Below are 20,089 nucleotides of genomic sequence, written 5' to 3'. Positions count from 1 at the left end.
TCATCGGCTCCCCGCCAACCGCTCCAGTTCGAACCGCGCCGAATTCGACCGCGCCTCCCAGAGCCCGCGATCCAGCGCCTCGATGAACCGCTCGGCCAGCTCCGTCAGCGCCGGCGCATTCTTGTCGCGCATGAAGTCGCGCACCGCCTCGTCCGCGATGAAGGCCTGATACGCGGCCTCGAAATGATGGCTCTTCACCGCGCCCGTCGTGGCGGAAAAGGCGAACATGTAATCCACCGTCGCGGTGATCTCGAACGCGCCCTTGTAGTCATGGCGCATCACGCCGGCGATCCATTTCGGGTTGACGACGCGGCCGCGCACGACGCGGGAAATTTCTTCTTCAAGCGAGCGGATGACCGGCTTTTCCGGCCGCGAGTGGTCGTTGTGATAGACCGCCGGCTGGCTGCCCTTCAGATGCTCCACCGCCGCCGACATGCCGCCTTCGAACTGGTAATAGTCGTCGGAATCGAGAAGGTCGTGTTCGCGATTGTCCTGGTTCTGGATGACGGCCTCGACCGTCGAAAGCCGGGTCTCGAACAGCCCGCGCTCGGCCACCCCCTCTTCGCCCGCGCCATAGGCATAGGAGCCCCAAACGAGATAGCTCTCCGCCAGATCGCCGCGCCGGTCCCAGCCCTTTTCATCGATCAGCGCCTGAAGGCCGGCGCCATAGGCCCCCGGCTTGGAGCCGAAAACACGGAAGCCCGCCTTGCGCGCGGCCTCGGCCTCGCCCATCCCGGCAGATACCAATGCGGCCTGTTCGCCGCGCATGCGCGCCGCAATCGGGTTGTCGCCTGCGTCCTCATCCAGCCCGCCAACCGCGCGCACCGCCTTGTCGAAGAGCGCGATCTGCTCGGGAAAGGCATCGCGGAAAAAGCCGGAAATGCGCAGCGTGACATCGACCCGCGGCCGCCCGAGCTGCGCGACCGGGATCACCTCATAGCCGGTGACACGCAGCGACGCCGTATCCCAAACTGGTTTCACCCCGATCAGCGCCAGACCTTGCGCAATATCGTCACCGCCGGTGCGCATGTTTGACGTGCCCCAGGCGGTCAGCGCGAAGCTCTTCGGCCAGTCGCCATGGTCCTGCACATAGCGGGTGACGAGGAGTTCGGCAGACTTGCGGCCCAGTTCCCAGGCCGTCTGCGTCGGCACGGCGCGGCTGTCGACGGAATAGAAGTTGCGGCCCGTCGGCAACACATCCGGCCGCCCCCGCGTCGGCGCACCGGACGGGCCGGGTGGGACGAAGCGGCCATCAAGCCCTCTCAACAGGCCTTCAATTTCCGCCGGCCCGCAGGCGATGACGGAAGGTTTCAGCCGGCTCTCGATCGCATCGAGAACCGCATGCGTGGCAGTCCAGCCCTCGGGGCAAGACACCTCGCCGGAGACCAGTTGCACCGCCAGCAATTCGATCCGCTCGACCGTATCGCCATTGGTGCGCCATGGATCGGCGGAGAGATCGGCGAGGATGGCGGGCTGCGAGCCGGCCCAGAGGTCCGACATGGTGCAATCGAGAGGGTCGAAAACGCTCGCCGCCAATCTCCCCCCTTGAGGGGGAGATGTCCCGTCAGGGACAGAGGGGGGTAAGTCACGGCATAACGGCGCGATACCCCCCTCTGTCGGCTTCGCCGACATCTCCCCCTCAAGGGGGGAGAGTGAAAGGGAATCCACCGCAATCGCCCGCTGCAAGCTCTGATCTCCACCCTCGCCCAGCCCGCGCGGCACCCGCGCCAGGGCCACGCAAAGATCGGTCAGCAGCCGCCCCTCCGGCGCAACACCAAAGACATGCAAGCCATCGCGGATCTGCATTTCCTTGAGATCGCAGAGCCAGGCGTCGAGCTTCACCAGCGCCTGATCCGCATCGTCGGCCCGCACGATGCCCGCATCATGGTCGAGCCCGATGTCCGTCACGAGATCGAGGATTTTCTTCCGCAGCACGGTCAGACGGCGCGGATCGCCGCCCGCCGCCTGATAATATTCATCGACCAGCGCTTCCAGATCCTTCAGCGGCCCGTAGCTTTCCGCCCGCGTCAGCGGCGGCGTCAGATGGTCGATAATGACGGCGGAGGTGCGGCGCTTGGCTTGCGTACCCTCGCCCGGATCGTTGACAATGAAGGGATAAAGCTGCGGCAGCGGGCCGAACACCGCCTCCGGATAGCAGGTCTCGGACAGCGCCAGCGCCTTGCCCGGCAGCCATTCGAGATTGCCATGCTTGCCCATATGCACGACGGCATCTGCGCCGAAGCTCTCGCGCAGCCAGGCATAGAAGGCAAAATAGCCATGCGGCGGCACGAGGTCCGGCGAATGATAGGTCTCTTTCGGGTCGATATTGTAGCCCCGCGCCGGCTGAATGCCGATCGCCACGTCACCGAGCCGGGACATGGGCAAAGCAAAGACATCGCCGACGACATAGGGATCGCGCTCCGGTCCGCCCCATTTCGCCGTCACAGCCGCTTGAATCACTTTGGGAAGTTTCGCGAAGAAGGCCTTGTAGTGACTCAGAGAAAGCGTTTCTCGGATCTCGCGCCCGTCATTGCCGGCATTGGTCGGCCCGGCCATCAGGAAATCCATGAGCCGGTCGCTATTCGTCGGAATGTCCGTCACCGGATATCCCGCTCCTGCCATCGCGTTCAAAACCTCGACCGTGCCGGCCGGCGTATCGAGCCCGACACCATTGCCGAGCCGCCCGTCGCGGTTCGGATAATTGGCAAGCACGATGGCGACGCGACGCTCTGCCGCCGGCTTCCGCCTCAGCCGTACCCAATTGGCCGCGAGATCGGTCACGAAACCGACCCGCCCCGGCTCCGGCACATGCGACACGATATTCGCCTGAACCCGCTCATCGAACCGCGCCGCCGCCTTGAAGGACACGGCCCGCGTCATCACGCGCCCATCCGTCTCCGTCAGCGACACATGCATGGCCAGATCGCGCGCCGACAGCCCCTGCGGCGAGGCCTCCCATGCCTCCTTGGACGAGGAGGAAAAGACTGCCTGAAGCACGACCGCCCCGCCCTCGTCCAACACGCCAGGCTGATAGGTGGCACCCGGCGGCGAGACTGCAAAGCCGGTCGCGTTGATCACGACATCCGGCTGAACCGCACCGAAGACATGCCGCACCGTTTCCTGGCTCACCGCATCCTTGAGGCTCGCCACGAAGACCGGCAGCGCTTTCAACCCGCGCGCCGCCAATGCGTCGACAAGAGCAGCAACAGGAGCAGTTTCTCCGGATTGCACGAGCGCCCGGTAGAAACAGATCGCGACGGTGCCGCAATCTCCCAATCTCCCCCCTTGAGGGGGAGATGTCGGCAAAGCCGACAGAGGGGGGTGCCCCACGGCGGAACGAGAGGATACCCCCCTCTGTCCCTGACGGGACATCTCCCCGTCGAGGGGGGAGAGGGACCGCCACGCCTCCACGCCGACAACACCCTGCCCCGGCCACCAGATCCCCGCCTTCAGAAGCGGTGTCGCCGGCGCCGGCTTCTCGGCAGAGGCCAGCATGGCGGCGCAATAGTCGAGAAAGCCGCGTGCATTCGCCTCGCCGCCCTCGACGAGATAGGAATGCAGCGCCGCGTAATCCGCCCGCGAAACATTGGAGTAATCGGCAAGCGCCGGATCGGGCCGGTCATCACCGGGAAGCGCGACAATCAACGCGCCCGCGCGCTCGGCCGCCGTGTAAAACGCCTCCAGCAGATACTGAAAATACCCTGTCCCGCCCAGCGCCCTGACGACAACGAGCTTCGCATGCCGCAAGGTTTTCTCGACATAGGTATCGACCGACATCGGATGCTTGAGGCTCATCAGGCTCGCCAGCCTCAGCGACGGCCCGGACCATCCGTCCGCCGCAGCAGCCACCCCCGCAAGCTCAGTATCGGCCGCCGACAAAAACAGGATATCGCCCGACGACTGACCAAGATCAACCGCCTCGCCCCCATCGGCGATGGAACCCTTTTGTGCGAGAAGAAGATGCATTCTGCCCCAGTTCAGGCCGCTTCAAGCGGTTCAATGGCGGCAATCTCGTCCGCCTTTTCAGCCCGTGCCACAGCAAGTTCATAGCCAACCTGCATATTCATCCAGAAATCCGGCGTAGTGCGAAAGAAGCGGGCCAGACGCAACGCCGTATCCGTCGTAATCCCGGTTTCTTCCGCCACAATCCGCTCGATGCGCGTGCGTGGCACCTGCAACCGTCGCGCCAGTGCGCCGGCGCTCATGTTCAACGGCACGAGATATTCCTCCCGCAGAATTTCTCCGGGGCGAATGGCTGGCAGTTCAACAGCAAGCATGTTCGTCATCGCATTCAACCCTTGTGGTCGACCAGCAAGCGGGCCGTCTTCCGTCTCCCCCCTTGTGGGGGAGATGGCGGCAGCCAGAGGGGGTAGCCGCCATCCATTCGCTTTCGGCAAGAATGCCCCTCCCCAACCCTCCCCACAAGTGGGAGGCAGAAGACCCATCAAATCCCCTTGATCGCCGCCATGATCGCTACATCGTCCATTTCGTCATGCAGACCGATCACGACAAGCCTCGTCGCCCGCGTCTCGCCCGGCTTCCACGGCCGGTCGAAATAGGTCTCGATGCGGTTGCCGACAGCCTGTATGACAAGGCGCATCGGCTTGCCGGGAACATCGGCAAAGCCCTTGAGGCGCAGGATGTCGTGCGTCTCGATGATCCCCTTCAGCGCATCGGCGAAACCGGCCGGATCGGCAACCGGACCGTATTCCACGACGAAGCTTTCGAACTCGTCGTGATCGTGGTCATGCGGCGCGCCTTCGTGCTCCAGCTCGTGATGCGACTTGCGGTTTTCGATATCGTCTTCGGTGCCGACGCCAAGGCCGAGTAGGACGGACGCCGGCACATCGCCGCCACGGCTGACCACCATTTTCGGCTTGCGCGCGGTCGCATTGCCAACTGCCTCGCGCACCGCGTCAAGACCGGCGGCATCCAGCAGATCGGCCTTGTTGAGAATGACGAGGTCGGCGGCCGTCAGCTGGTCTTCAAACAACTCTTCCAGCGGGCTTTCATGATCCAGCCCCTCATCCTCGGCGCGCTGAGCATCAATAGCGTCATGATCGTCGGCAAAACGGCCGGCGGCAACGGCGGCGCTATCGACCACCGTCACGACACCATCGACGGTCACACGGGTCTTGATGCCAGGCCAGTTAAAGGCGGCGACCAGCGGCTGCGGCAGCGCCAGACCGGAGGTTTCGATGACGATATGGTCCGGCAGGACATCGCGCCCCAGCAGCTTTTCCATCGTCGGAATGAAATCGTCCGCCACGGTGCAGCAGATGCAGCCATTGTTCAGCTCGATAATGTCGTCCTCGGTGCAGTTTTCCGCGCCGCAGCCCTTCAGCACCTCGCCGTCAACGCCCAGATCGCCGAATTCATTGATGATCAGCGCAATCTTCTTGCCCCCGGCATTGGAGAGCAGGTTGCGGATCATCGTCGTCTTGCCCGCACCCAGAAAGCCCGTGATCACGGTGGCCGGTATCTTCTGCATTCTCTTCAACCCTTCATCTTGAGCGGCAGCCCGGCCGCCACGAAATAGACTTCATCGGCAACCGCTGCGACCTTCTGGTGCAGACGGCCGGCATGGTCGCGAAAGGCGCGCGCCATGGCATTATCCGGCACGATGCCGAGACCGACTTCATTGGAAACGATGAAAACCTGCGCCTTTGCGCCGGCAAGCGCGGATACGAGCCTGTCAAAGGCCTCGTCCATGTCGCGCTCCGCCATCATGAGATTGGTGACCCACAGCGTCAGGCAATCGATGAGAATGGTATTCTCGTCATAGTCCAGCGGGGTGAGCGCACAGGTCAGCTCCAGCGGCGCTTCAATGGTTGTCCATTCCTGCCCGCGCCGGCTCTGGTGATGGTCGATGCGCGTGCGCATCTCCGCGTCCCAGGCCTGCCCTGTTGCGATGTAATGAAGCACGCCGCCGCTCTCGCGCGCCAGCTGTTCGGCCAGCGCGGATTTGCCCGAGCGGGCTCCTCCAAGAATGAATGTGTTGCGCGTCATCGCGCCGCTCCGGTGGGAGCGTTAAAAACCTGCGCCAAGACAACCTCCGTGCTGCGAGCGCTTCATCTGAACGGAGAATGGCAGGTCTCCTGGCTCACGGCTCCCGGTCGATGCTTGTCACATCTGCGCATCAAAGCGCCTGACCATCGGCGGCCCTCGCCTTCCCGGTATGGACGCGCGTCTTGAGAGGCGGACGATTCGTAGAAAAAGAGGCGTCCGGCCCCGGTTGTTCAAGACATGCATACCAGTGGCTTTTCACGCATCCCCAGGCCCACACCATTGCGGCATCCTGGACTTGCGCGACGGGCCGACCTCACCGTTCTACAGTCGCGGGGTCGGCTGCGATTGGAGGTTTGGGCAAAAGCCCGCCTCGTCGCATTCCCTCTTCGTCTCCGGTTGCCCGGAGAAACCATTCAAGTAACGGCACAAGGGTTAGGCGTGAACAGTTGCCGTGTCAATCGAGGAGGTTCGCAACCCAGCGCTTGTCCAGCACCGCCTCAAGCTCCGCGGCCACCTGATCGAGCGCCGCATCCACTGTCTCACGATAGGACTGCCCGCCCGCCTCCACGCCGAAACTGGCCAGCAGCGCACGGCGATAGGCATCCGAGCCGAAAAGCCCGTGCAGATAGGTCCCCATGACCCGCCCATCGGAAGAAACCGCGCCATCGGCCCGGTTGTCGATGGCAACCGACGGCCGGGCGCAATCGGCCCCGCGCGTCACGCCGAGATGGATTTCATAGCCGGAGAGCGGCGCATCATATTCAAGAGAGCGGGCGGAAGAGTTCCGCACCGTCTTTTCCGGCGCCATCTCCGTCTCGACATCGAGCAGCCCCAGCCCCGCAATCTCGCGCTCCTCGCCCTCAAGCCCGAGCGGATCGGTGATCCGGGTTCCGAGCATCTGGTAGCCGCCGCAAATACCGATGACGCGGCCACCGCGCCGGCGATGCGCTGCAAGATCGCGATCCCAGCCATTCGTCCGCAGAGCCTTCAAGTCACCGATGGTCGACTTGGAACCCGGCAGCACGACAAGGCCGGCGTCGTAAGGCAAAGCCTCACCCGGCTTCACGAAGACAAGCTCCACCCGCTCTTCCGCCGCCAGCGGATCGAGATCATCGAAATTGGCAATGCGCGGCAGCATCGGCACCGCCACCTTGAGCGCCCCCGCCCCCTTGGAAACCAGCCGCTCCAGCACGACGGAATCCTCCGCCGGCAGACGCCCGGCCGATTTTAGCCACGGCACGACGCCGAAACAGGGCCAGCCGGTGAAACCTTCGATCTGCGTAATCCCGTCATCGAACAGGCTGACATCGCCACGAAACTTGTTGATGAGATAGCCGGTGATCATCGCACGATCTTCCTGCGTAAGGATCGCATGCGTGCCGACCAGCGAGGCAATCACCCCGCCCCGGTCGATATCGCCGACCAGCACGACCGGTACATTCGCTGCCGTGGCAAAACCCATATTGGCAATATCGCCGGCGCGCAGGTTGATTTCCGCCGGCGATCCCGCGCCCTCGACAATCACGAGATCAGCGCCGGCCTTCACTGTCTCGAAACTTTCCAGCACCGCGCCGAGCAGTTGTGGCTTGAGGCGCTGATAATCGCGCCCCTTGGCCTGCCCGAACACCTTGCCCTGAACAATGATCTGGCTGCCGTTTTCCGACTGCGGCTTGAGGAGCACCGGGTTCATGTGGACGGAAGACGCAACGCGCGCGGCCATGGCCTGCAACCACTGCGCCCGGCCGATCTCGCCGCCATCCTCGGAGACGGCAGCATTGTTCGACATGTTCTGCGGTTTGAACGGGCGAACGGCAAGCCCGCGATTGGCGGCAATCCGGCAAAGCCCGGCGACAAGCACGGTCTTGCCGACATCCGAGCCGGTTCCCTGAAGCATGATGGTCTTGGTCATGGGGAGCGGTCGTAACATCGCAAACGGCGCTTTAAAAGCGCGAAAACCGCGCGTCGCAAAGCGATGCACGGTTTGCCGATACTCATTGGCCATCCCGCACATACACTGCGGGATACGCTCGCCTCCGGTACGCAAGACCTGATCCGGAAGCGTGTCAGCGGTGTCCCCCGCTGCACGAAAACAATTAGCCGGACATTCTTACCGGAGAGTTATTGAGAGCTTAAATATCTATGAATTGACGATTTATTTTAGCCATACCAACGGGACCTGAGGGTTACACGTCGCGTCAAAGACGAGTAGTTTATTGAAATGGAACGATAAACGCGAATTCTACGGGCCGGCCGAAGATAGCGATTGAAATCATATAAAGATATCTTTATATCATCCGCATCAAAATCGAGGATCTGACGATGACGACTGCAAATCCGCTTCAGGCGCTGCTTGCCGAAAAGGGCGTGCTGATGGCCGATGGCGCCACCGGCACCAATCTCTTCGCCATGGGGCTTGAGGCCGGCGAGGCACCGGAACTCTGGAACGAGGCAAAGCCGGAGAACATCACGAAGCTGCATCAGGACTTCGTGGATGCCGGCGCAGACATCATCCTCACCAATTCCTTCGGCGGCACGCGCCAGCGTCTGAAGCTCCACAAGGCAGAAGGCCGCGTCTTCGAACTGAACAAGAAGGCTGCCGAGATCGCCCGCGCCGTCGCCGACAAAGCAGGCCGCAAGGTCATCGTTGCCGGCTCCGTCGGCCCGACCGGCGAACTTCTGGTTCCGCTCGGCGCCATGACCTACGACGACGCCGTTTCCGCCTTCAAGGAACAGATGGAAGGCCTCAAGGCAGGCGGCATCGACATCGCCTGGATCGAGACCATGTCCTCGCCGGACGAAATCCGTGCCGCGGCAGAAGCAGCCATCGCGCTTGATCTGCCTTACGTCTACACCGGCTCTTTCGACACCGCCGGCAAGACCATGATGGGCCTGAACCCCAAGGACATGCCGCAGGTGGCCGACGGCCTTTCCGACAAGCCGGTCGCCTTCGGTGCGAACTGCGGTGTCGGCGCTGCCGACATCCTCTCCTCGCTGCTCGACATGACGGCAGCGGACCCGAATGCCGTCGTCGTCGTCAAGGGCAATTGCGGCATCCCGGAATATCGCGGCGCGGAAATCTACTATTCCGGCACGCCGGAACTGATGGCCGAGTATGCGCATCTGGCGATCGACGCCGGCGCGCGCATCATCGGCGGCTGCTGCGGCACGTCCTGCGATCACCTGCGCTCGATCCGCGGCGCCATCGACAGCCATACGAAGGGCCCGCGCCCGACCATTGACGATGTCGTCACCCGCATCGGCCCGCTGCGCAATAAGATGGCCTCCGAAAGCGGTGGCACCGGCGAACGCCGTCGCCGTCGCGGCTGATCCCAGAAGCCGCTGTCAGACAGACGCTGACTTGAGGAAGGCGATATATTTCGCCTTCAGGCCCGGCTGGAAACAGTCGAGCACGGCAGCCCCATGCAGAAATTTCAGCATGGGGTTACGCTCCTGCAAGCCCTTGCGTGCGAGTTCCGCAAGCGCAGGATGCAACTCTGCTGCCCGTTCGACAGCAATCCTGAGACCGAGGTCGAGCAGGTCTGAAAGCTCGCCGGCCTGCACCTCGGCAAGAGCCTCGCGGTTCGGGACAACGCCTTTGCGGCTTGCAAAGACGAAAAGATCCATCCAGCGCAACAGGGAATTATAGTCCCTGAAATTCTCAGGTAGGCCAACGCTCGTGTAGAGATGCTTCGCATTGGTATCGACCGCCTCGGGCGTCGCCCATGCCGCGACATTGTAGCGAAAGAGCATGGAGCGATCGAGGAGCATCCTGCCGGCTACGATGAGAGCCATCACCATCTGCCAGTCGGCATAGGAGCCGCGCGTCGGATGCGACGCCAGGAAATACTCCCGCAAAGAGAGATAGGGCTCCGTGCGGAAGATGCTGTAGAAGGTCGAGTTGTCGCCCTCGTTGCGGTCGATGTACTGACGAAGCCTCTGTCCGGGCGTGTCTGCGTCCAGCGCATAGACCCGCGGGACGGACAGGTCTGTCCCGTCAAGGAACAGCTCGACACATGGCTTGACCCCGATGACGTCCGGCGCAAGTGCCGCAAGATCGATGGCGGGACAGACATCCTGCGCGAAGAGTTCGTCATCATCCCCCATCGGCATCAGAAAGGGCGTTTCGACCGGCAGAAACGTATTCCGGGCATTGGCGATCGGATCGACGGGCGCATCGGGAAGATAGACAAGATGCGCCGAACGCCCCTGCCAGTAGGCGGCCTTTTTAGCATCGCCCGAATTGTCCGACACGATGAGTACGGCATCGCGCGCCTCGCAAAAGGCAAGCGCCGTCTCGATGGAGCTGAACGATCGTTCGAAGCCGCGATTGCTCGGCATGCAGACCGAAAGCTGTTTCATGCCGCCCCTTTTCAGCGATTCGTCATGGAGCCATCGGAAGTTCTGCGCTTCGCGAAGTCAAGCGGCGAACGGCAGGTGCGAAGGGGACGGACGTCCCCTATGATCCGCCCACATCAATCGATTCGGAATGAGAGACCTGAGACGATGAACGCCAAGGCCAATTTTCCAGACAGTGAAACCGTTGCGGGAAAGCTTTCGAGCCTCGAAGAACAGGACAAGGCCTGGCTTCAGCTCGTTCTGGAGAACTCGGCACAGGACGACGCGCTGCTCGACGGCATCACGCATTTCGTCAATGCCGCTGCTGAAGCGCGCTTTCTCAATTCGCTGAAACTGTCGCGTGCCGGCGAATGGCTGGGCGCCCATGCGCCCGCCCGCCTCCAGATCCGTCTCCTGGAGATCGCCCGTTCCAGCCAGCATCCGGCCTACGCCGCCTTCCGCGAAGGCGTGGCAAAATCAGGCGGCCTGGACAAGGCCTGGCCGAAAGCCTGAGGCCTCAGCTAAACAGCGCGTCCATGTGAAACCGAAGCTGCGCTTCCGGATATCGATAGCCTGCACCGACCGGACATGCGTTGCGCGCGACACAGCCCGAAGACATGCAGCCCGCCTGCCCCTCGGCGGTGACGAGATGCGCCCGGCACGGATCGACGGCAAAGCCTGAGAGTGAGATCGCACCGGCCGGACAGGCGGACAGACATGGCTTTCCCGCACAGGTATCGCAGGGCGAAGGCTCCATTGCCGAAGGCCGGGTGCCGATGTCGTCCCGGAACGCCAATGCTCCGCGATAGCCATGCCAGAGCCCATAGCGCGGATGGATCAGAATGCCGAGCGGCGAGGCCTTCAATCCCTCCGCCCGCATGGCCCAGCGCTGGAACGGCATGTAGGGCGGATCGGACGGATAGAAGGCCGTCGCGCCAAGCCTTTCTGCAACAGGTCCGATCACCGCCTTAGACCACGCATCCAGCGGATCGCTTCCGAAATAATCTCGCCGCCAGGCCGCAAAGCCAGGCCAGATCGATCCGCCGACATTGCCGAGCAGGACGACGCTGAGCGCGCTGCCTCCTTCGTCGAGAGACGGTCCCTCACCCTCTGCAAAGGACACAACACCGCGCAGCCTGATGCCCGAAGGCTCCAAGGCACTTTCCAATTCTTGCAGAATGCCGAAGGCGGGCATCACTGCCCGCCCTCCTGGTCGCGTTTTTCCTGATAATGCGGCCGCCAGACGGCGCGCTGGATCATCTCCGTCACCGTGGCCGCTGCGCCTTGCTCCCTGGCTGCGGGCTCGTTTCAGGTGAAGGCGTCTGGCACCGCATCCTTCTTTTGCTGGATGAATGCGAGCAGCGCCTCGTCGATCGCCGGATCAAGCGGCGGCGCTTCGTAACTGTCGAGCCACGAACGGCAGAGCGCATTGGCACGCTCCTCGATGCGCTTGGAGCCTTCGATTTCCCACTGCTCGAACGAATTGTTGTCGGCAAGCGCCGAGCGATAGAAGGCCGTCTGGAAATTCGCCTGCGTGTGGGCGCAGCCGAGATAATGGCTGCCGGGGCCGACTTCGCGGATGGCGTCAAGCGCCTGCGCGTTTTCCGAAAGGTCAATGCCCTCGGCCATCTTCTGCATCATGCCAAGCTGGTCCTGGTCGATCATGAACTTCTCATAGGACGAGACCAGACCGCCTTCGAGCCAGCCGGCGGCATGCAGTACGAAGTTCGTGCCGGCGAGCAGCGTCATGTTGAGCGTGTTGGAGCTCTCGTGTGCTGCCTGCGCATCCGGAACCTTGGAGGCACAGAGCGAGCCGCCCGTGCGGAACGGCAGACCGAGACGACGGGCCAGCTGGGCCGCACCGTAAGAGACAAGCGACGGTTCCGGCGTCCCGAAGGTCGGCGCACCAGACTGCATGGAGATGGAGGCAGCGAAGGTGCCGAACAGAACCGGCGAACCCTTGCGGATCAGCTGCGTGAACGACGCGCCGGCGAGAACTTCCGCCAGGATCTGCGTCAGCGTGCCGGCGACCGTCACCGGGCTCATAGCGCCCGAAAGGATGAAGGGCGAGATCACAGAGGCCTGATTGTGCCGCGCATAGACCTTCAGCGCGCCGACCATGGTTTCGTCAAAGACCATGGGCGAATTGGCGTTGATGAGGTTCAGCGTCACACAGTTGTTTTCGACAAACTCGTCGCCGAAGACCAGCTTCGCCATGGCAATCGTGTCTTCCGCGCGTTCCGGCGCGGTGACCGAGCCCATGAACGGCTTGTCGGAATATTTGATATGGCTGTAGATCATGTCCAGGTGACGCTTGTTCACCGGGACATCGACCGGCTCGCAGACCGTGCCGCCCGAGGAATGCATGGACGGCGCCATATAGGCGAGCTTCACGAAATTGCGGAAATCCTCGATCGTCGCATAACGGCGATTGCCTTCAAGGTCGCGGACGAAGGGCGGGCCATAGACCGGCGCGAAGATCGTCGCCTTGCCGCCGACATGCACGCTGCGTTCGGGATTGCGCGCATGCCAGGTGAATTCCTTCGGAGCGGTCTTCAGAAGTTCGCGGCAGAGCCCCTTCGGAAAATGCACGCGCTCGCCGCGAACATCAGCGCCAGCCTCTTTCCACAGCGCCAGCGCTTCTGCGTCTTCGCGGAACTCGATGCCGATTTCCTCAAGCACGCGATCGGCATTGGCCTCGATGAGGGCGAGGCCTTCCTCGTCGAGAACCTCGTATTCGCGGATCTTGCGGGTGATGTAAGGAAGCGAAGCACCCGGACCGCCGCCGGTGCGGGCCGCGCGGCGGGCTGCGGCACCGCGCCCTGCTCCACGGCTACGCCGTCCGCCATCTCCCTCGGCTGCGGCGCCTGCAAGTTCGATTTCCTGATCCATGGTTCCCTCACCCGATATGATGGTCTTTTCGACCGATGACAAACGATCTTAGATGATAGCCCTAGCCGGACATTCCTAAATGCGCCACTGAGAAGGCTGTTCGCGAAGAAAAATTCCGCAAGCTACGCGGTGATTTTCGCGGCCCGCATCCTTGCACTGGCCGGGTTGCTGCTGTAGGGCCGGACGGCAAGCCTCCCCGCCCAGCGAAGTCACCGCCCATGTCCAAAAGCGACAGCCGCAACAGCATCAGGAACTGGTGCCTGCTCATCGTCCTGACGGCTGTGGTGACGGGCGTGCTTTATGCCATGCATCTTCCGGCCGTTTTCCTGCTCGGGCCGATGGTATCGGGCCTGCTGCTAGCCTCGCGCGGCATGAAATTCTCCCTGCCCTCGCCTCTCGTCGCCTTCTGCCAGGGCATTATCGGCGTCATGATCGCCGGAGGCATGCCGCTCACCGTCTTTGCCGAAATCGCCAAGGACGGTTTTCTCTTCATCGGGCTGGTTCTTTCCGTCGTCGCCTTGAGCTTCGGCTTCGGCTGGCTGCTCGCAAAATATCAGGTCCTGCCCGGCACAACGGCCATCTGGGGCTCGTCGCCGGGCGCTGCGAGCGCCATGGTTCTGATGGCCGAGGCCGCCGGCGCCGATTTCCGCCTCGTCGCCTTCATGCAATATCTGCGCATGCTGATGGTTGCGGCCACGGCCTCGCTGATCGCCCGCTTCGTGCTCGGCCAGACCGGCCAGCTGCCGGTTCCCGAGCCGTGGTTTCCACCTGTCGATCCGCTGAACCTCGTCCTCACGCTGGCAATCGCCGCCTGCGGTCCGGTCTTCTCCCGGCTCTTCAAGCGCCCGTCGATCAACATGCTTGCCCCGATCGTCATCGGCATCGCCTGCCATGCCGCAGGCCTCGTGACAATCACGCTGCCTCACTGGCTTCTAGCATCCGCTTATCTGCTGTTTGGCTGGAATGTCGGATTCCGCTTCACCCGCGAGATCGTGACGCATGCGCTGAGGGCGCTGCCCGTCCTCTTCCTCTCGATCCTGTCGCTGATCGTCCTGTGCGGCCTGCTCGCCGTGGCGGTCTCCCATTTCGGCCACATGGACCTGCTGACCGCCTATCTGGCGACCAGCCCCGGCGGCGCCGATTCCGTCGCCATCATCGCGGCCTCCACGCCGGTGGACAAACCCTTCGTGCTGGCCATGCAGATGACGCGCTTCATCTCCGTCCTGTTCCTCGGCCCCGTCCTCTCGCGCTACTTCGCCGCCCGTTTCGACCGCCGTTTGAACCTCTGACCTCGCGGCCGTCGCAGATCAACGCTCACCGTGTCGCTTTCGATTGCGCGTTACCCGAACTTTAATCTAACACTCTATAAGGTCTTGGCGATTTGATGCCGATGGGCTTTTTTTGGAGCGGGAGCGACCATGTCTGACGATGAAATCATTCTTTCCGAGCTTTCCGACGAAGAACTCGTGCAGCAGATGCACGACGATCTTTACGACGGTCTGAAAGAGGAAATCGAGGAAGCCACCCACATCCTGCTGGATCGCGGCTGGGCACCTTACGACGTCCTGACCCAGGCGCTGGTCGAAGGCATGCGCATCGTCGGCATCGACTTCCGCGACGGCATTCTCTTCGTGCCGGAAGTTCTGCTCTCGGCCAACGCGATGAAGGCCGGCATGAACATCCTGCGCCCGCTGCTGGCCGCCACCGATGCGCCCAAGCAGGGCAAGATGGTCATCGGCACCGTCAAGGGCGACATCCACGACATCGGCAAGAACCTTGTCGGCATGATGATGGAAGGCGCCGGCTTCGACGTGGTCGACCTTGGCATTAACAATGCGGTCGAAGCCTATCTTGATGCGATCGAAAAGGAACAGCCGGACATCCTCGGCATGTCCGCCCTTCTGACCACGACCATGCCCTACATGAAGGTCGTGATCGACACGCTGAAGGAAAAGGGCATCCGCGACGATCTCGTCGTTCTCGTCGGCGGCGCGCCGCTGAATGAGGAATTCGGCAAGGCGATCGGTGCCGACGCCTATTGTCGCGACGCGGCGGTGGCTGTCGAAACCGCCAAGGATTTCATCAAGCGCAAGCACAACAGCCTGAACGCCTGATCAAGACAAAGCGGCCGCCCCAGAGAGCGGCCGCTTCGATAATGGGGGTGCTGCTGCGGCGGCTTACTGGGCAGCCTTGGCAACGTTATGCGCAGCATTCTTGGTCGCGCCAACGGCGCTTGCCGTATCGCGGCCGACGCCACGGATCGTGTTGCCACAGGATGCCAGCACGACGAGCGAGGCGAGAAGAACTGCGGTGGTGATTTTGGAACGATTCGAAATCATGGTAAGTTCCCAGATAATTAGACTGCCCAAGCTCCTGTACGGAGCTAACTCAGCGATAACGCATGACTCGCCGCCAAGTTCCCCGACAGGTTACACATGAGTGCGATTTCTCAAAAGGTCAAAGTGATCGCCTGCGGCGCTCTTGCACGCGAAATCATCGCGGTCTGCGAAGCCAACCGGCTGGACCATGTTGAACTCACCTGCCTGCCGGCCATCTGGCATGTCTATCCGGACAGGATTGCCCCTGCCCTCAGAGACAAGATTGCCGAAGCCCGCGCAGAAGGCATCGAGCGCATTTTCATCGGCTATGCCGAATGCGGCACACGGGGTGAAATCGACAAGATTTGCGCCGAGGAAGGGATCGAGCGGATCGGTGGTCCGCACTGTTATGCCTTTTACACCGGCGTCGACAAATTCCTCGCCGAATGCGCAGAGGAAATCACCGCCTTCTACCTCACCGACCTGATCGCCCGCCAGTTCGAGGCCTTCGTCATCGAGCCGCTGAAACTCGACAAGCATCCGGAGCTCATCCAGATGGTCTTCGGCAATTACGAAAAGATCGTCTATCTGGCACAGACGGAAGACGAAGACCTGCAGGCCAAGGCAAAATGGGCCGCGGACTATCTGGGTCTAGCCTATGAATATCGCTTCACCGGCTACGGAGACCTGACACCGGCGATTGCCGGTGCAGCGCCCGCATCCAGCTGAAGGCGTGTTTCAGCGGGCAGCCCGGCGGCTTGCCTCGCTTCTGCCGGAGCAGGCCTTGTCGGCATAATAGGCGCGCTTTTCTTCAAACATCAGCGCGTCCGCGCGGCGCACCACGGATTCGATCGTCTCTCCCGCCTCGCTCGTCGCGAAGCCGAGCGACATCGAGATCGGCGCGTCGGAATAGAACTGATTGTTGATCTTCAGCAGCTCGCGCACGGTCTCTGCCATGGCCGTCGCGGTGCGGAGATCGGCGCCGGGCATCAGCAGCGCGAACTCGTCACCGCCAATACGGGATGCGGTGACGGGTGCCGAGGCAACGCCGTTCAGGACCTCGCCGAAACGGCGCAGGAGTGCATCGCCGGCCTCATGGCCAAGCTGGTCGTTGGCTTCCTTGAGACCGTTGAGGTCGATGATGACAGCCGACACCGGCCTCAGCGGCTTGCGTTCCAGGCGGTTGAGCTCGTCGGTGTAGAAGGCGCGATTGTGCAGACGCGTCAGCACGTCGTGCTTGCCGAGATATTCGAGATAGGACTCCGCCTTCTTGCGGGCCGTAATGTCCGTCAGCGCCACCTGGACCAGCGACCAGTCCTTCTCGCGGCCCGGCAGGACGGAGAAATTCATCAGAAGATGCCGTTCATTGCCATCGAGCGCATAGTTGACGACCTCGCGATGCTGGTGAAGCCGGCCCTCCCAGAGATCGATCAGCTGCTCCTTGAACGGCTTTTCCATCGCATCGCGGAACACATGCGGCAGGCGCTTGAACAGCATCTCCCGATCGGTGGCTCCGAAAAGATCGAGCGTCGCCTTGTTCACGTCCAGCACGCGAATTTCCGACATGCATTGCTGGATGAATTCCGGATGGACGTCGAGAAACACCCGGAAATCCAGAATGCCACTTTCGCGTACGCGTTCCATCAGTGCGTAAATGGCGCTGAAGTCTTCCATCCAGAGCGAGACCGGCGAATATTTGAAAATGCCTTCCGCGTGCAGGCGGTTGCGCTCCTCGGCACGGCGAGCCTCTTCGCGTGCCGTGACATCTTCCGTCGTGATCAGCAGGCGGCCCAGCGTCTTCTCGTGCCCCGGCAGCACGGCGCCGCGCAGCTGGATGTCGAGCCGGCGACCGGAGAGCGTGTAGTTCACGGCACTGCTGGAAAAGGCGGTCTTGCCCTCCCAGAGCTCAACGAGTTCGTTGATATGGGTCTCGAGCATGTCGCCCCAGAACACCTTGTCGAGATTGGCCTTCAACTCATCGAGATCGCGCGCTTCGAAAAGTTCGAGCGTCTTGGTGTTGACCTGCAGGATCTTGATGCGGCTCGAGCAGGCGGAAACCCGCGAGAGATCTTCTCGCAGGAACGCACCGAGGTCCTCGACGCCCTCTACCTTCCAGGCATCGAGTTGCACACGAACATCGCTGAAATCCTCGATCCACATCGCCACAGGAGCGAGTTCGAAAATATCCGCATTGCGAGAATTCGGCATGAAGACAACCTGAAAAGAGAATCAACGGAAAATACAATCGAATGCTGACAAAGTCTTGAAATTTCTCGCCGCTTGACGAAGCGCAAGACTCTGCATCTGTACACCCATACAAGCTAGAGACAATTCGTAAACCGCATCTTTACGTCCCGCCTAAAGAAGTTGCCGAACAACCGGTCTTCCCAGTCGGCGCTGTCGCTTTTGAGCGATCCCGACGTCGCGCCAAGTGGCGTCCGCCTGTTGGCGCACGTGCATTCTCCTTGCATTCGCACGCCTTGCAGGACAGGCTCTGGCGATCGGGGGAGAGGCAGGAAAATCATCATGGCAGACCTTATCGTCGTCTACTGGCGCGACATTCCAGCGCAGGTGATCGTGAAGAAGGGCCGGGCAACGGCCAAGCGGGAATTGTCGCTGCGCTTCACCGAAGCCATTGACATGTGCGCCATGCGCTCGGGTGCCGCCGAAACCGACGACTATCTCGCCGAGTGGCGCAAGGCCGATCCGATCCCGGTTTCCGACGATCTGGAGGCCGAAGCCGACAAGGCAGCCGCAGATCTCGAAGCCGCCTATGACAAGGAACGCCTCGTGGCGCTGGTCCATGCCGGAGGCCGCAACAATGGCTGAAGCCGCCAAGAAGCCCACGGGCACGGCCTATCAGCCCTCCGGCGTCTCGCCCTCGCGCCGCGCCGGGCGCAGCTACACGATCCGTCTCTGGTCGGTGCGCCATTCGCGCTTCCTGGAAGTGCTCTACAATCTCTTCGCCGATCTCTTTCTCAAGCTTCACCCCTTCTGGAAGGCCGTCGGCTATGGCCGTGCCGAAAAGCCGGTGAAGTTCATCGAGCGCAATGTGAAGGGCCTGCTCTTCGACTGTCGCATGTGCGGGCAATGCGCACTGTCCTCCACCGGTATGAGCTGTCCGATGAACTGTCCGAAGCAGCTCCGCAACGGCCCCTGCGGCGGCGTCCGCGCCAACGGCAATTGCGAGGTCGAGCCGGATATGCCCTGCGTCTGGGTTCAGGCCTGGAAGGGCTCGCGCAACATGGAAAAGGGTGACGCGATCCTCAACGTCCAGAAGCCGGTCGACCAGTCGCTGCGCGAGACGTCCGCATGGCTTCGCGTCACCGCGCAGGCAGCCAAGGCACGAGAAGCCCAATCGCAGGAAAAAGGGGCCGCGAAATGATGCACGATACCCATCCGCACGATCCCGGCCTGCCGCTGGAGCCCCTGCCCGGCCATTCCTCGCGTGGCCGTCTTGAACGCATTCTGCGCCGTGGCGAATTCGCCGTCACCGCCGAGCTCAACCCGCCCGACAGCGCCAACCCGGAAGACGTCTACGAACGCGCCGCGATCTTCGAAGGCTGGGTGGACGGCATCAATGCCGTGGACGCCTCCGGCGCCAACTGCCACATGTCGTCCGTCGGCATCTGCGCCCTGCTTACCCGCATGGGCTATGCCCCGATCATGCAGATTTCCGCCCGCGACAGGAACCGCATCGCCATTCAGGGCGATGTGCTGGGCGCCTCCGCCATGGGCGTGCAGAACATTCTCTGCCTCACCGGCGACGGCGTGCAGGCCGGCGACCAGCCGGGCGCCAAGCCCGTCTTCGACCTCGACTGCATGTCCATGCTGGAAACCATCCGCACCATGCGCGACGAGGCGAAATTCCTCTCCGGCCGCAAGCTCACGACACCGCCCGCCGTCTTCCTCGGTGCCGCCATCAACCCCTTCGCCCCGCCATACGATTTCCGGCCCTACCGGCTCGCGAAGAAGGTCGCGGCAGGGGCGCAATTTGTGCAGAGCCAGTATGTCTTCGATATTCCGATGTTCAAGGAATACATGAAGAAGGTCGTCGACCTTGGCCTTGCCGAGAAATGCTTCATCCTCGCCGGCGTCGGCCCGATGGCCTCGGCCAAGACCGCCAAGTGGATCAGAACGAATGTCCCCGGCATCCATATCCCCGACGCCATCATCAAGCGGCTGGAAGGGGCGGAGAACCAGAAGCGCGAAGGCAAGCAGATCTGCATCGACATGATCAATGAGGTGAAGGAGATTGAAGGCGTTTCCGGCATCCATGTCATGGCCTATCGGCAGGAAGAATATGTCGCCGAAATCGTCCATGAATCCGGCGTGCTGAAGGGCCGCCAGCCCTGGAAACGCGAAGTCTCGCGCAGCGAAGCGATCGCCGCAGCGCATGCTGCCGATGTTCACGAAGGCCAGTTGCAGAACCCGCAGGAAATGGCCAAAGCTGCCGCCTCAAACAATTCGTAAGGCGGCGACGCCTCTCAATCAAACAATCATCTGTTCAACGCTGATCCGCCTGAAGGACCGAA

The 20,089-nt window shown here is 62.2% G+C and carries 18 protein-coding genes and 1 riboswitch; of the genes, 8 read left to right on the top strand and 10 right to left on the bottom strand.

The window, feature by feature from the left end:
* From cobN to LQK84_RS10010, 5 genes are all read right to left on the bottom strand, one after another.
* A complete protein-coding gene (cobN, locus tag LQK84_RS10030) occupies positions 1-3,966 on the bottom strand; it encodes a cobaltochelatase subunit CobN (RefSeq protein WP_230828553.1) in 3,966 nt (1,321 codons plus the stop codon).
* 11 nt (positions 3,967-3,977) lie between these two features.
* The gene (locus LQK84_RS10025; protein WP_230828643.1) at positions 3,978-4,286 is read right to left on the bottom strand and encodes a HigA family addiction module antitoxin; all 309 of its coding nucleotides are present in this window, start codon (positions 4,284-4,286) and stop codon (positions 3,978-3,980) included.
* A 158-nt stretch (positions 4,287-4,444) separates the two neighbouring features.
* A complete protein-coding gene (gene cobW / locus LQK84_RS10020) occupies positions 4,445-5,491 on the bottom strand; it encodes a cobalamin biosynthesis protein CobW (protein WP_230828552.1) in 1,047 nt (348 codons plus the stop codon).
* A 5-nt stretch (positions 5,492-5,496) separates the two neighbouring features.
* Positions 5,497-6,009, bottom strand: coding sequence for a bifunctional adenosylcobinamide kinase/adenosylcobinamide-phosphate guanylyltransferase (gene cobU / locus LQK84_RS10015; protein ID WP_230828551.1), 513 nt, complete (start codon positions 6,007-6,009; stop codon positions 5,497-5,499).
* Between the two features lie 62 nt (positions 6,010-6,071).
* Positions 6,072-6,438: riboswitch (cobalamin riboswitch) on the bottom strand.
* Between the two features lie 25 nt (positions 6,439-6,463).
* A complete protein-coding gene (locus LQK84_RS10010) occupies positions 6,464-7,918 on the bottom strand; it encodes a cobyric acid synthase (RefSeq protein WP_230828550.1) in 1,455 nt (484 codons plus the stop codon).
* Between the two features lie 410 nt (positions 7,919-8,328).
* Between LQK84_RS10010 and bmt the strand changes: the two genes are divergently transcribed.
* Entirely contained in the window at positions 8,329-9,336 is a 1,008-nt protein-coding gene (gene bmt, locus LQK84_RS10005; protein WP_230828549.1) for a betaine--homocysteine S-methyltransferase, read from the top strand.
* A gap of 15 nt (positions 9,337-9,351) precedes the next feature.
* On the opposite strand, the gene LQK84_RS10000 is transcribed toward bmt, so the two are convergent.
* On the bottom strand, positions 9,352-10,368 hold the full coding sequence (locus LQK84_RS10000; protein WP_230828548.1) for a hypothetical protein: 1,017 nt from the start codon (positions 10,366-10,368) through the stop codon (positions 9,352-9,354).
* Between the two features lie 144 nt (positions 10,369-10,512).
* Here LQK84_RS10000 and LQK84_RS09995 point away from each other — a divergent pair, with 144 nt between their 5' ends.
* The gene (locus LQK84_RS09995; protein ID WP_230828547.1) at positions 10,513-10,857 is read left to right on the top strand and encodes a hypothetical protein; all 345 of its coding nucleotides are present in this window, start codon (positions 10,513-10,515) and stop codon (positions 10,855-10,857) included.
* A gap of 4 nt (positions 10,858-10,861) precedes the next feature.
* Here LQK84_RS09995 and LQK84_RS09990 read toward each other — a convergent pair whose 3' ends face one another.
* The gene (locus tag LQK84_RS09990) at positions 10,862-11,539 is read right to left on the bottom strand and encodes a ferredoxin (protein WP_230828642.1); all 678 of its coding nucleotides are present in this window, start codon (positions 11,537-11,539) and stop codon (positions 10,862-10,864) included.
* A gap of 113 nt (positions 11,540-11,652) precedes the next feature.
* Positions 11,653-13,236 (bottom strand): trimethylamine methyltransferase family protein, encoded by a 1,584-nt coding sequence (locus tag LQK84_RS09985; RefSeq protein ID WP_230828546.1) that lies wholly within the window; start codon positions 13,234-13,236, stop codon positions 11,653-11,655.
* 218 nt (positions 13,237-13,454) lie between these two features.
* Between LQK84_RS09985 and LQK84_RS09980 the strand changes: the two genes are divergently transcribed.
* Together LQK84_RS09980 and LQK84_RS09975 are read left to right on the top strand one after the other, a co-directional pair.
* A complete protein-coding gene (locus LQK84_RS09980) occupies positions 13,455-14,525 on the top strand; it encodes an AbrB family transcriptional regulator (RefSeq protein ID WP_230828545.1) in 1,071 nt (356 codons plus the stop codon).
* A gap of 129 nt (positions 14,526-14,654) precedes the next feature.
* Entirely contained in the window at positions 14,655-15,350 is a 696-nt protein-coding gene (locus tag LQK84_RS09975; RefSeq protein WP_230828544.1) for a corrinoid protein, read from the top strand.
* A gap of 63 nt (positions 15,351-15,413) precedes the next feature.
* Here LQK84_RS09975 and LQK84_RS09970 read toward each other — a convergent pair whose 3' ends face one another.
* On the bottom strand, positions 15,414-15,575 hold the full coding sequence (locus tag LQK84_RS09970; RefSeq protein ID WP_230828543.1) for an entericidin: 162 nt from the start codon (positions 15,573-15,575) through the stop codon (positions 15,414-15,416).
* Positions 15,576-15,671: 96 nt separating this feature from the next.
* Between LQK84_RS09970 and LQK84_RS09965 the strand changes: the two genes are divergently transcribed.
* Positions 15,672-16,283, top strand: coding sequence for a DUF1638 domain-containing protein (locus LQK84_RS09965; protein ID WP_230828542.1), 612 nt, complete (start codon positions 15,672-15,674; stop codon positions 16,281-16,283).
* A 9-nt stretch (positions 16,284-16,292) separates the two neighbouring features.
* Here the strand turns inward: LQK84_RS09965 and LQK84_RS09960 are convergent, their stop codons facing one another.
* Positions 16,293-17,762: a sensor domain-containing diguanylate cyclase gene (locus LQK84_RS09960; protein ID WP_230828541.1), complete on the bottom strand. Its 1,470-nt coding sequence runs from the start codon at positions 17,760-17,762 to the stop codon at positions 16,293-16,295.
* Between the two features lie 318 nt (positions 17,763-18,080).
* On the opposite strand from LQK84_RS09960, the gene LQK84_RS09955 reads away from it, so the two are divergent.
* The 3 genes from LQK84_RS09955 to LQK84_RS09945 are packed head-to-tail and all read left to right on the top strand — an operon-like array spanning position 18,081 to position 20,027.
* Positions 18,081-18,383, top strand: coding sequence for a virulence factor (locus LQK84_RS09955; RefSeq protein ID WP_230828540.1), 303 nt, complete (start codon positions 18,081-18,083; stop codon positions 18,381-18,383).
* Complete coding sequence (locus LQK84_RS09950; protein WP_442966943.1) at positions 18,376-18,939, top strand: methylenetetrahydrofolate reductase C-terminal domain-containing protein; 564 nt, start codon at positions 18,376-18,378, stop codon at positions 18,937-18,939. The genes LQK84_RS09955 and LQK84_RS09950 overlap by 8 nt, the downstream gene beginning before the upstream one ends.
* The gene (locus LQK84_RS09945; protein WP_230828539.1) at positions 18,936-20,027 is read left to right on the top strand and encodes a methylenetetrahydrofolate reductase; all 1,092 of its coding nucleotides are present in this window, start codon (positions 18,936-18,938) and stop codon (positions 20,025-20,027) included. Before LQK84_RS09950 ends, LQK84_RS09945 begins: the two co-directional genes overlap by 4 nt.
* Positions 20,028-20,089: the final 62 nt, after the last annotated feature.

Source organism: Rhizobium sp. C4 (assembly GCF_021026315.1).
GTDB lineage: Bacteria > Pseudomonadota > Alphaproteobacteria > Rhizobiales > Rhizobiaceae > Ensifer_A.
Note: the sequence above shows the minus strand (reverse complement) of the source record. Positions and strands in the feature narration are given on the sequence as shown.

Bases quoted from the DNA above. Each gene is read 5' to 3' on its own strand.
- LQK84_RS09955 (WP_230828540.1), top strand. From the start codon at position 18,081: ATGGCAGACCTTATCGTCGTCTACTGGCGCGACATTCCAGCGCAGGTG.
- LQK84_RS09970 (WP_230828543.1), bottom strand. From the start codon at position 15,575: ATGATTTCGAATCGTTCCAAAATCACCACCGCAGTTCTTCTCGCCTCG.
- LQK84_RS09980 (WP_230828545.1), top strand. From the start codon at position 13,455: ATGTCCAAAAGCGACAGCCGCAACAGCATCAGGAACTGGTGCCTGCTC.
- cobU (WP_230828551.1), bottom strand. From the start codon at position 6,009: ATGACGCGCAACACATTCATTCTTGGAGGAGCCCGCTCGGGCAAATCC.
- cobW (WP_230828552.1), bottom strand. From the start codon at position 5,491: ATGCAGAAGATACCGGCCACCGTGATCACGGGCTTTCTGGGTGCGGGC.
- LQK84_RS10025 (WP_230828643.1), bottom strand. From the start codon at position 4,286: ATGACGAACATGCTTGCTGTTGAACTGCCAGCCATTCGCCCCGGAGAA.
- LQK84_RS09945 (WP_230828539.1), top strand. From the start codon at position 18,936: ATGATGCACGATACCCATCCGCACGATCCCGGCCTGCCGCTGGAGCCC.
- LQK84_RS09985 (WP_230828546.1), bottom strand. From the start codon at position 13,236: ATGGATCAGGAAATCGAACTTGCAGGCGCCGCAGCCGAGGGAGATGGC.
- LQK84_RS10010 (WP_230828550.1), bottom strand. From the start codon at position 7,918: ATGACCAAGACCATCATGCTTCAGGGAACCGGCTCGGATGTCGGCAAG.
- LQK84_RS09950 (WP_442966943.1), top strand. From the start codon at position 18,376: ATGGCTGAAGCCGCCAAGAAGCCCACGGGCACGGCCTATCAGCCCTCC.
- LQK84_RS09965 (WP_230828542.1), top strand. From the start codon at position 15,672: ATGAGTGCGATTTCTCAAAAGGTCAAAGTGATCGCCTGCGGCGCTCTT.
- cobN (WP_230828553.1), bottom strand. From the start codon at position 3,966: ATGCATCTTCTTCTCGCACAAAAGGGTTCCATCGCCGATGGGGGCGAG.
- LQK84_RS09975 (WP_230828544.1), top strand. From the start codon at position 14,655: ATGTCTGACGATGAAATCATTCTTTCCGAGCTTTCCGACGAAGAACTC.
- LQK84_RS09995 (WP_230828547.1), top strand. From the start codon at position 10,513: ATGAACGCCAAGGCCAATTTTCCAGACAGTGAAACCGTTGCGGGAAAG.
- LQK84_RS10000 (WP_230828548.1), bottom strand. From the start codon at position 10,368: ATGAAACAGCTTTCGGTCTGCATGCCGAGCAATCGCGGCTTCGAACGA.
- bmt (WP_230828549.1), top strand. From the start codon at position 8,329: ATGACGACTGCAAATCCGCTTCAGGCGCTGCTTGCCGAAAAGGGCGTG.
- LQK84_RS09990 (WP_230828642.1), bottom strand. From the start codon at position 11,539: ATGCCCGCCTTCGGCATTCTGCAAGAATTGGAAAGTGCCTTGGAGCCT.
- LQK84_RS09960 (WP_230828541.1), bottom strand. From the start codon at position 17,762: ATGCCGAATTCTCGCAATGCGGATATTTTCGAACTCGCTCCTGTGGCG.